Source organism: Tersicoccus sp. Bi-70, assembly GCF_001968825.1.
Taxonomy (GTDB): Bacteria; Actinomycetota; Actinomycetes; order Actinomycetales; family Micrococcaceae; genus Tersicoccus.
Genome location: NZ_MIEU01000002.1, coordinates 758,503 through 767,552, shown reverse-complemented (window position 1 = coordinate 767,552; position 9,050 = coordinate 758,503). Strand labels below are relative to the sequence as shown.

General features: G+C 68.9%; 12 protein-coding genes. 1 reads left to right on the top strand and 11 read right to left on the bottom strand.

All coding sequences use genetic code 11. The annotated features are described in order from the left end of the window. Positions 1 to 188 precede the first annotated feature (188 nt). From BGP79_RS03725 to BGP79_RS03715, 3 genes are all read right to left on the bottom strand, one after another. On the bottom strand, positions 189 to 791 hold the full coding sequence (locus BGP79_RS03725; RefSeq protein ID WP_076693229.1) for a recombinase family protein: 603 nt from the start codon (positions 789 to 791) through the stop codon (positions 189 to 191). A gap of 140 nt (positions 792 to 931) precedes the next feature. Continuing rightward, on the bottom strand, positions 932 to 1,516 hold the full coding sequence (locus BGP79_RS03720) for a uracil-DNA glycosylase family protein (RefSeq protein ID WP_076693228.1): 585 nt from the start codon (positions 1,514 to 1,516) through the stop codon (positions 932 to 934). After that, on the bottom strand, positions 1,513 to 2,670 hold the full coding sequence (locus BGP79_RS03715; protein ID WP_058749366.1) for a TDT family transporter: 1,158 nt from the start codon (positions 2,668 to 2,670) through the stop codon (positions 1,513 to 1,515). Before BGP79_RS03715 ends, BGP79_RS03720 begins: the two co-directional genes overlap by 4 nt. A 70-nt stretch (positions 2,671 to 2,740) precedes the next feature. Between BGP79_RS03715 and BGP79_RS03710 the strand changes: the two genes are divergently transcribed. Next, positions 2,741 to 3,667, top strand: coding sequence for a LysR family transcriptional regulator (locus tag BGP79_RS03710; RefSeq protein ID WP_002854169.1), 927 nt, complete (start codon positions 2,741 to 2,743; stop codon positions 3,665 to 3,667). Here the strand turns inward: BGP79_RS03710 and eno are convergent. The 8 genes from eno to BGP79_RS03670 all read right to left on the bottom strand — a co-directional run bounded on the left by eno (position 3,652) and on the right by BGP79_RS03670 (position 9,039). Next, complete coding sequence (gene eno / locus BGP79_RS03705; protein WP_083701519.1) at positions 3,652 to 4,986, bottom strand: phosphopyruvate hydratase; 1,335 nt, start codon at positions 4,984 to 4,986, stop codon at positions 3,652 to 3,654. The two genes, BGP79_RS03710 and eno, sit on opposite strands and share 16 nt — an antisense overlap. Before the next feature lie 142 nt (positions 4,987 to 5,128). After that, a complete protein-coding gene (locus tag BGP79_RS03700; protein WP_002854167.1) occupies positions 5,129 to 5,614 on the bottom strand; it encodes an inorganic diphosphatase in 486 nt (161 codons plus the stop codon). A 47-nt stretch (positions 5,615 to 5,661) separates the two neighbouring features. Beyond that, a complete protein-coding gene (locus BGP79_RS03695; protein ID WP_002854166.1) occupies positions 5,662 to 6,033 on the bottom strand; it encodes a CrcB family protein in 372 nt (123 codons plus the stop codon). After that, positions 6,030 to 6,533 (bottom strand): CrcB family protein, encoded by a 504-nt coding sequence (locus BGP79_RS03690; RefSeq protein ID WP_002854165.1) that lies wholly within the window; start codon positions 6,531 to 6,533, stop codon positions 6,030 to 6,032. Before BGP79_RS03690 ends, BGP79_RS03695 begins: the two co-directional genes overlap by 4 nt. Then, on the bottom strand, positions 6,530 to 7,267 hold the full coding sequence (locus tag BGP79_RS03685) for a 2,3-diphosphoglycerate-dependent phosphoglycerate mutase (RefSeq protein ID WP_063718739.1): 738 nt from the start codon (positions 7,265 to 7,267) through the stop codon (positions 6,530 to 6,532). The genes BGP79_RS03690 and BGP79_RS03685 overlap by 4 nt, the downstream gene beginning before the upstream one ends. 5 nt (positions 7,268 to 7,272) lie before the next feature. Further along, positions 7,273 to 7,779 carry a universal stress protein gene (locus tag BGP79_RS03680; protein ID WP_076693227.1) on the bottom strand — a complete coding sequence of 169 codons (507 nt, stop codon included), beginning with the start codon at positions 7,777 to 7,779 and terminating at the stop codon, positions 7,273 to 7,275. A gap of 276 nt (positions 7,780 to 8,055) precedes the next feature. After that, positions 8,056 to 8,283, bottom strand: coding sequence for a hypothetical protein (locus tag BGP79_RS03675; RefSeq protein ID WP_076693226.1), 228 nt, complete (start codon positions 8,281 to 8,283; stop codon positions 8,056 to 8,058). 402 nt (positions 8,284 to 8,685) lie between these two features. Beyond that, positions 8,686 to 9,039: a metalloregulator ArsR/SmtB family transcription factor gene (locus BGP79_RS03670; RefSeq protein WP_038566171.1), complete on the bottom strand. Its 354-nt coding sequence runs from the start codon at positions 9,037 to 9,039 to the stop codon at positions 8,686 to 8,688. Positions 9,040 to 9,050 lie beyond the last annotated feature (11 nt).

Here is a 9,050-nt window from a genome sequence, read left to right as displayed (position 1 = left end):
CCGCGTTCAACGACAACTCCGGACTCTCCTTCCTGGCCTCGGCAACAAGCCGCATCGCACGCTCACGAAGCTCCGGCGGATACTTCCTCGGTGCTGGCATGATCATCATCCTTCCGGGGATTCAGACCCTCCACGAGAACCGGGGCGATTCAAAGGATGCCCCACCGCTCGCTTGCGTCCATGGGTAGCTACATCGTTGGGGAAGGCTTGGTTCGTCGCGCCACGACGGGCTCGGCGTGCTTCGCGAGTGCACGGTAGATGGTGGTGCGGCTGACGCCGAGCACGTCACCGATCTGCGCGACGGTCATGTCCTGCTGCTCGTACAGCCGGCGCGCGGTGCGCACCTGGTCCGCGGAGAGGCGAGACGGTCGGCCGCCGGTCCGGCCGCGGGCTCGGGCGGCGGCGAGGCCGGCGTTGGTGCGTTCCTTGATGAGGTCCCGCTCGAACTCCGCCAGAGCGGCGAAGACGTGGAACACGAGCCGGCCGCCGGGTGAGGTGGTGTCGATGGTCTCCTGCAGCGACCGGAACCCGACCCCGCGCTCGGCGAGAGCGTGCAGCTGATCGATGAGGTGCCGGATGGACCGGCCGAGCCGGTCGAGTCGCCAGACGACGAGAGTGTCGCCGGGGCGGAGCTGGTCGAGGAGCTTGTCCAGCTCGGGCCGGTGTTGGAGCGACCCGGACATGGTGTCGACGAACACGCGGTAGCAGCCGGCGGCGTTGAGCGCGTCGATCTGCAGCGCCGCGTCCTGGTCAGTAGTGGACACGCGCGCGTACCCGAGGAGGTGGCCCATGAAGAGAACGTAGCGAAACTCGATCCGGAGGGGTAGTGGTGGCACGTAGATTCCGGGACTGGGTTCCGTTACATGACACGCCGCCTCGCACCCTGGCGGGGCTTCGGTACGGATAGTTGTAGCGGAATCGTTCGTATTTGCTACAGCCGGTGAGTCAGCGCCGCGAGCCGGAGCGCTTGGACGGAACGTCGTTGTTGTTCCGCGCGATGGCGGCCGTTGGCCGGAGAGGGGTGTGGTGCCGCGATGACGGGTACGAGTCGGGGGTGCTCGTCCAAGGTGAGGTGCCGCATGACTCCGTCGAGGGCGGCGGTACCGTACGTGACGATGGCATCGAGCACGGGGAGCACCTTGAGCAGAGTTTCGAGGGCGTGTCGCCCCTCGTCGATGTCCACAGGTCGGACGCGGCCGAGAATCTCCCACGGGATGAGGTTCCAGCGGAGGTAGTCGTTGCGTGCGAGTCCGGACTCGATGCGGGCTGCGCGGAACGCGGCCGCGGTCGGGCCCGGGTTGTCCTCGCTGCAGATCGCCGTGTGCGCTGCGGCGATCGTCTGGGGGCCGGGCGACTGCATGAGGACCAGGACGCGGCTGGATGTGCCGCCGGATCTCGGGTCGAAGTTCGGGACGAACCGCCGTGAACCGTCGGGTGCGGTGCGCCATGCCTCGGCGAGGGCGTTCAGGGATCGAACGTCCGCGACCTCGTCCGCGAGTTCGTCGGGGGTGCTCATGCCGGCTGTGGTGGTGCGAGGAGTGTGCCGCGGATGACGGAGCCGTGGAAGGTGCGGACGGCAACGGTGATCCACGCGGCGACGAGGCCCACGTAGTAGACGACTGCGAGGACGGCGACGACGGTGAGTCCGGAGTGCAGGGCCAGGCCGTTCAGGCCGGTGACGCAGGTGCCGACGGGGAACGTGAATGACCACCAGGTCAGGCTGAACGGCAGGTGTTCGCGGGCGGTGCGGATGGTGATGGCGAGGGCGATGACGGTCCACAGCAGCGCGAAGCCGAGCATCGCGAACCCGTACACCAGCGCCACGACCAGCAGTGCGTGGGCGGTCGACGCGTCGACGACGGCGGGGGCGTTCGATGCGAGGAGGTTTACCGCGGTGATGGACTGTCCGACCGGTCCGAGGACGATCCACAGGGTCGGCACCATACCGGCGGCACCGACCTTGTGTTGCGCGAGACGGTTCCAGATCAGCGTAATGACGACCAGGGACGTGATGAGGCTGAGGCCGAAGAAGCCGTAGCAGGACCACAGCAGGGTCTCCCGTGCCTGCCCGGCGGGGGCATACGGCAGGAGGAGCGCACCGGTCGAGGCGGACACCATCGGCGGGACGATCGGCATCAGCCAGCCGCCGAACGCGGATTCGGGCGTGTTCTCGTGGCGGGTGAACGCCAGGTACGGCACCAGGACCGCGGTGAGCAGGCCGCCGATGGTGCCGATGGTCCATAGGACCCAGTCGACGGTGACGGCGGCGGGGAGGCCGATCCAGTCCTTGCCGAGGAGGATCGTGCCGGCGCCGACGGTGAGGAACGCCATGGGCGGTGCGCCGTAGAAGTGGGAAATCACCGGGTTGAGGTGGTGCTTCGCTGCGGTGCTCCGGTAGCGGACCCAGTGCAGGACCGTCGCGATGGTGAGGGCGACGAGCAGGACCGCCGCGATCGCCCAGACGACCGTCGCCGCCGTGCGCAGACCGGGGAACTGCAGCGGTAACGACGCGGCCGCGACGGCGACGATCCCGGTCCCCATGATCGACGCGAACCAGTTCGGGGTCAGGTTCGACACGATCAGGCCGGGCCGCTCCAGCTCCCGGAACAGCCGCCGGTCGCGCACACCGTGCTCAGAGGCTGCGGGTGCGTGGGCGAGGTGAGCGGACATGCACCCATCGTGCGCGTGTGCCCCGTGGTTCGGGAACGGCGGACTCGTTGGCAGGGCACAATGGTTGCTTGTGGCACTGCGGCGGTTGACGGACCGGATCCTGGACCTCGACACCCTCGAGGTCCTCGTCCGCGTCGCGGAGACCGGGTCGTTGACCCGCGCGGCCGAGGTGTTGGGGGTGACACAGCAGGCGGTGTCTGCGCGCTTGCGTGCCGCGGAGCAGGCGACCGGTCAGCCGCTGGCGCACCGGACGGCATCCGGGACCGCGCTGACCGACGCCGGCCGGGTGGTGCTCGGTCTCGCCGTCCCGGTGTTGGAGGCCTCCCGGCGGCTTGAAGCAGGCGTCGCCGCGCTGCGGGAACCGGCGGGATCCCTCGTGATCGCAGCGTCGCAGACGATCGCCGAACTCCTGCTGCCCGGATGGCTGCTCACCCACCGTGCTGCCACGCCGGATGCGTCGGTGCGTTTGATCGCGGGGAACTCCGCCGACGTGACCGACCTCGTCCGTTCCGGCGCTGCCGACGTCGGGTTCACGGAGACTCCTGCTGCGCCGATTGGCCTCTCATCGCTGGTGGTCGATGAGGACGAACTCGTGGTCGTCGTCGCCCCGCACCATCCTTGGGCAAGCGCTTCGGCCATCACCTCGGATGACCTCGCGGAGACGCCCCTGCTGCTCCGTGAGGAAGGGTCCGGCACCCGCTCCACGGTCGAAGCGTGGCTCGACGACGCGGGTCTGACCCTGGTCCCGCCGGCTGCAGTGCTGGAAACGACTGGCATCATCCGCGCCAACGCTCGAGCGGGCATCGCGCCCGCGGTGATGAGTCTCCGCACCGTCGACACTGACCTCGAAGACGGTGCCCTCGTCCGGGCGCTACTGCTCGGCCCGCCACTGATCCGGCCGCTGCGAGCGATCTGGTCAGGCCGCCCGGGGCCCGCTGTGACGGCGTTCCTGGACACTGCTCGCAGCTCGAGTACCGGTGGTCAGATCAGTCCGTAGGGCAGCTCCGGGTGCTGCTCGGCGATCTCGGTGAGCCGGTTGTACTTCGCGACGCGTTCCCCGCGGCCGGGTGCGCCGGACTTGATCTGCCCGGTGCCGGTCCCGACAACGAGGTCCGCGATGAACGTGTCCGTGGTCTCCCCAGAACGGTGGGAGACCATGCTGGCCATCCCGATGCTCTTGGCGGTGGCGATCGCGCCGAGGGTCTGGGAGACGGTCCCGATCTGGTTCGGCTTGATCAGTGCCGCGTTCGTCAGCTGCTGCTCGCCGCCGTCGCGGATCCGCTGTGGGTCGGTGACGTAGAGGTCGTCGCCGACGATCTGGATCCGGTCGCCGAGCGCCGCTTGCATGCGGCGGAACCCCTCATGGTCGTCTTCCGCGAACCCGTCTTCGATGCTCCGGATCGGATACGTGTCGATGAGGTGCCGGTAGTAGTCGACCAGCCCGTCCCGGTCGAGGCTGTCGTTGAGCACCCGGTAGGAGCCGTCGCCCTGGGAGAACTCGTTCGCGGCCGGATCGAGCGCGATCGCCACCTGATCGACGCCCGGCTCGTAGCCGGCGGTACGGATCGCGTCGACGAGCAGGTCGAGCGCTTCCTCGGGCGCAGCGATCGACGGTGCGAAACCGCCCTCGTCGCCGAGGCCGAGGCTGCCGAACCGGTCCCGAACCAGCGCCGCGAGAGCGTGGTACACGTCTGCGCCGATTCGGACGGCGTCTGCCATCGAGCCTGCGTTGACGGGAGCGATCATGAACTCCTGGAAGTCCAGCTCGTTCGCTGCGTGCGCGCCGCCGTTGAGGACGTTGAAGTGCGGGACCGGCATCCGCGGCGTCGAGCCGGTGATCTCAGCGATCCACTGCCAGAGCGGGAGGTCCGCGGCATGGGCGAGGGCCCTGGATGCGGCGATCGAGGTGGCGACAACGCTGTTCGCGCCGAGCCGGCGGTACCCGGTGGTGCCGTCGAGTTTGGCAAGGGCGGCGTCGATCTGCCCGATCGCCGACCACGACCGGCCGGTGAGGAGCCCTGAGATGTCGGTGTCGATCAGGTGGAGCGCCTGGGTGACGTCGCGGCCGCCGAACGCGGATCCGCCGTCGCGGAGCTCGACGGCTTCGTGGGCGCCGGTGGATGCGCCCGCGGGGGCGTCCCCGGTGACGGTGCGGCCGTCGTCGAGCTCGAGGGACACGCGGACGGTCGGGTAGCCGCGGGAGTCGAGGATGCGGGCGCCGTGGACGGCGTCGATGGTGACGGGGTGGTCGTGGTGGGTGACGTACTCACCCTGATGGGCTCCGTGGTGGTGGATGCCGCTGATGTAGTCGTTCATGGTGACGCTCCTTCGGTTCGGTTCGGGTCATGCGTCGAGCTGGTCTGTGGTTGGAAGGGGAAGCCGCGGGGAGGCGGAGGGACGACCTGCTGGCGATCACTCAGCGCCAGTGCCTCCCCGCGGCAGTCTGTGGACCCGTGGGTCACGGGTGTCGGGTGTGGGCGTTCTGTGCGGTGCGGATGACGGCTTCGGCAGCAGCACGGTCGGCCCACCCGTTGGTGGTGACGTGCTTGCCGTGCTCGATCTCCTTGTAGTGGGCGAAGAAGTGCTCGATCTCCGCCAGCGTGTGTTCCGGCACATCGGTGATGTCCCGCAGCTGCGCGAAGCGGTCGTCGCCAGCGGGAACGGTGAGGATCTTGTCGTCGCCGCCGTTCTCGTCGACCATGCGCAGCATCCCGACCGGCCGGACCGTGATGACGACGCCGGGGAACGTGGGACGGGGCAGGAGCACCAGGGCGTCGAGGGGGTCGCCGTCATCGCCGAGGGTGTTGTCGATGGAGCCGTAGTCCTGGGGGAACACCATGCTGGTGAACACCGCCCGGTCGAGCCGGATCCGGCCGGTGGTGTGGTCGACCTCGTACTTGTTGCCGCTGCCGCGGGGAATCTCGATCGTGACGTCGAACAGCATGGGTACCTCCGGTGCTGGAGCGGGTGTGTGGTCAGTGAGTGGGGTGGTCACAGGGTGCCGCCGAGGAGGATGCCGGCGGTCGCGGCGGCGACGGAGACGACGAGCATTCCGAGACCGTTGATCGCGGCGGCGGTGATCCGTCCGCTGCGGGCGAGGCGGACGGTTTCGAAGCTGGCGGTGCTGAACGTGGTGTAGCCGCCCATCACCCCGGTGCCGAGGACCGCGACCGGCACCGCGCCGAGGTGCGTGGCGGCGCCGACGATGATCCCCAGCAGCAGCGACCCGGTGATGTTGATCGTCAGCGTGCCGACGGGGAGCCGGAACTCCCGGCCGGTGTTGATCAGCCCGTCGAGGAGGAACCGACCGGCAGCGCCGGCACCGCCACCGAGGGCGACGACGACGATGAGGGCGGCGTTCATGCTTCCTCCGTTCGGGGACGGAACCAGCCGGCGACGACGAGACCGCAGGCGGTCGCGATCGCGCCGGATAGGACAGTGAGGAGCGCGTAGCCGGTGCCAGCGAGGCCGTGGCCGTCGAGGAACAGGGCGGCGGTGGACTCGGCGAGGGTGCTGTAGGTGGTGAACCCGCCGAGGACCCCTGTCCCGAGGAGCAGCCGCAGCACCCTCCGGCGACCGGCATCGGGCCCACGGTGCGCGAGCGCTTCCAACAGCACACCGAGGGCCAGCGCCCCGGTGATGTTGATCCAGAAGATCGACCAACTCACTCCGCCATCGGCAGGGAGCACGCTACTGATGACGTCGCGGAGGGCAGTACCGCCGGCCCCACCGACGGCGACGAGGCCGACGTACCGCCACCGCAGATGCACCGGCCGCATGGTCGTTGCCGGGTCGGAGACGTCGACGTCCGGGTCGGGAGGGAGCTGGTCGTCGGGCATCGGGGTGTCCGTTCGGGTGGTCATGTTCCGCCTTCTGCCGCGACCAGCGCCGCGGCGTGCTGTGCTGCTACCGGATCCAGGAACGCCCCACCCCGCGGGACGAGAGCACCCGTCGGGGCGAGGTGGTACTGCACGGGTTGCCCGGTCGGCAGGTTAAGCTGCTCGAGCTCCGGGTCGGTGAGGTCGTCGATGCATGCGCAGAGTGCGCGGAGCGAGTTCCCGTGCGCGACGACGAGGACGCTCCGCCCTGACCGCACCATCGGCAGGAGCCGGTCGTGCAAGACGGGGCGGACCCGCTTGATGACGTCCGAGAGTGCCTCGGTGCGTCGGAGGGCGCCGTCGGGCAGGCCGCGCAGCGCGGAGCTCGACCGCAGTTCCTCCCACAGGTGCAGCGACATCGGTGGCGGTGTGCCGGTACGGGACCTGCGGAGCCGCACGTACTCGTCGTCACCGAGCATCCGACGGGCGTCGGTCTTCGTCATCCCGGTCAGGGCACCGTAGTTGCGTTCGTTGAGCTGCCACACCGCTTCCGTGGGCAGCTGTGTCCCGAGGGCGTCGCAGACCAGTTCGGCGGTGCGGACGGCACGGCGCAATGTGGAGGTGACCACGACGTCCGGCGTGATGTGGTTCGACCGGAGGAGCTGTCCGGCTGCGGATGCTTGCCGTTCGCCGCGGTGCGTGAGCGGGACGTCGAGGAGCCCGGTGAAGGTGCCGGCTTCGTTCGCGGTGCTCTCCCCATGCCGCAGGAGCGTCAGCATGCCCGTCACGGGGCTTCCGACGGGAGGAGGACGGTGGCGCCGACCGGGTCGTGCGGGACGACCAGTATCGGCCGGTGCTGCTGATGCGTCAGGTGCGCGGCGACGGACCCGGTGAGCAGTTCCGCTATCCGGCGTCGGCCAGCCTGGGATCCGACGACGATCATCACCGCGTCACGTTCCTCAGCCACCGCAGCGAGTGCGTGACTCGGGTCCCCGACGCGGGAGACGAAGTCCACGTCGACCGATCGCGCCGCAGCAAGATCTCTGATGACCCGCATGTCTTCGTCGGGGAGCTGCTGCGGGTCGCTGTCCGCCGTGTCCGGGTCGATCGGTTCGATGATCTCCGACCCGTCCGCACGCACCCCCGCTGACAGCAGCGCCGGATCGACGACCACACACACCAGGCGGGCGCTGAAGCGTTCAGCGACGGCAGCCGCGACACCGACGACGTCGTGCCCCTGCCCGGACTGCACACCGACCACGACAACACCGGCAGTGCTCGACTCGACCATGACATCTCCCTACCTCAGGCGCACAGAAGCGCAACCAGCTGAGATAGGGACTGTTGTCGACGAGTGTCGAGGTTGGGTCCGGCAAGCCCCACTGCCGGGTCCGAAGACACCACCAGTATGCACCCACCACCCCATGCCCGCACCGACGATCTTCCGCACCTCGAGAACCGGTCCGCTTCGTGACGCGGGACGACAGGGAGAGAAGCTTGAAGGGCGACACTGAGCGGAGCTGCTCACACTCCTGGCCGAATGAGGGGCGGCTTTTTGAACCGGTGGTTACTGCTGCCCGCGGCGGGCTCGACGCAGTTCTGCGACGATGCGAGCTCGCTCGGGATCCTTGGCCAGCGTGCGGTCGTCGATGACGTCGATGACGTGCTGGATCAGCGCGACGACCTGCTTGGACAGGAACGCGCTGAGCACGCCGCTGGCGACGGCGATGACGCCAGTCAGGGCAGCAGTACCACCGGAGGCCGTCAGCATGTCCACCGTGTCGGTGATGGGCATGATGCCTCCTTCGGGGTTGGCCAGTTGCGGCCAGAACCCACCCGTCCTCGGGTGGGGGCATGAGGACCGCCGGCGCGCAACGAGGCGTGGCAGCGGATGGCAGGAGCGTCGAGAGCTCCCTGCGAATGCCCGAGTCAGATCAGGGCATAAAAAAGGCCGGTCCTGAGAGGGCCGGCCGGAGACAGCGTCGTGCTGCCTTGAGTGTCAGCGTACAGCGCCTATGCGACACCCGCGAGATTCCCGGGCAGACGCGTGCCGAGCAGCCTCAGGGTAGCGGAGCAGGCGGGCATGAAAAAAGCCGATCCAGAGGACCGGCTGTAGGCGCGCACTATGAACGCAGGACGATTCTGACACGGCCGGCGGACATTCGGCAAGCACTTCGCGCCACCATGTCGCGGTGGACTACTTCGCCGGCGCGGTGATGAGGCCGGCGAGGGTGTCCAGGGCGCCGGGGATGAGGGAGAAGTAGGCCCAGGTGCCGCGCTTTTCGCGGTGGAGGATCCCGGCGTCGACGAGGACCTTGAGGTGGTGCGACACGGTCGGCTGGGACAGGCCGAGCGGTTCCTGCAGGTCGCAGACGCAGGCCTCGGCACCGTCGTGCGCGGCGACCATCGAGATCAGCCGGAGCCGGGCCGGGTCCGCGATCGCCTTGAGCGACTTCGCGAGGACCTCGGCGGACGCCTGGTCCATCGCCTCGGTGGTGACGGGCGAGCAGCACGCGGTGACGTCCTGGATGGGAAGCAGCTCGATCGTCATGGGCTCATCCT

Bases quoted from the DNA above. Each gene is read 5' to 3' on its own strand.
- BGP79_RS03725 (WP_076693229.1), bottom strand. From the start codon at position 791: ATGGGCCACCTCCTCGGGTACGCGCGCGTGTCCACTACTGACCAGGAC.
- BGP79_RS03720 (WP_076693228.1), bottom strand. From the start codon at position 1,516: ATGAGCACCCCCGACGAACTCGCGGACGAGGTCGCGGACGTTCGATCC.
- BGP79_RS03715 (WP_058749366.1), bottom strand. From the start codon at position 2,670: ATGTCCGCTCACCTCGCCCACGCACCCGCAGCCTCTGAGCACGGTGTG.
- eno (WP_083701519.1), bottom strand. From the start codon at position 4,986: ATGAACGACTACATCAGCGGCATCCACCACCACGGAGCCCATCAGGGT.
- BGP79_RS03700 (WP_002854167.1), bottom strand. From the start codon at position 5,614: ATGCTGTTCGACGTCACGATCGAGATTCCCCGCGGCAGCGGCAACAAG.
- BGP79_RS03695 (WP_002854166.1), bottom strand. From the start codon at position 6,033: ATGAACGCCGCCCTCATCGTCGTCGTCGCCCTCGGTGGCGGTGCCGGC.
- BGP79_RS03690 (WP_002854165.1), bottom strand. From the start codon at position 6,533: ATGACCACCCGAACGGACACCCCGATGCCCGACGACCAGCTCCCTCCC.
- BGP79_RS03685 (WP_063718739.1), bottom strand. From the start codon at position 7,267: ATGCTGACGCTCCTGCGGCATGGGGAGAGCACCGCGAACGAAGCCGGC.
- BGP79_RS03680 (WP_076693227.1), bottom strand. From the start codon at position 7,779: ATGGTCGAGTCGAGCACTGCCGGTGTTGTCGTGGTCGGTGTGCAGTCC.
- BGP79_RS03675 (WP_076693226.1), bottom strand. From the start codon at position 8,283: ATGCCCATCACCGACACGGTGGACATGCTGACGGCCTCCGGTGGTACT.
- BGP79_RS03670 (WP_038566171.1), bottom strand. From the start codon at position 9,039: ATGACGATCGAGCTGCTTCCCATCCAGGACGTCACCGCGTGCTGCTCG.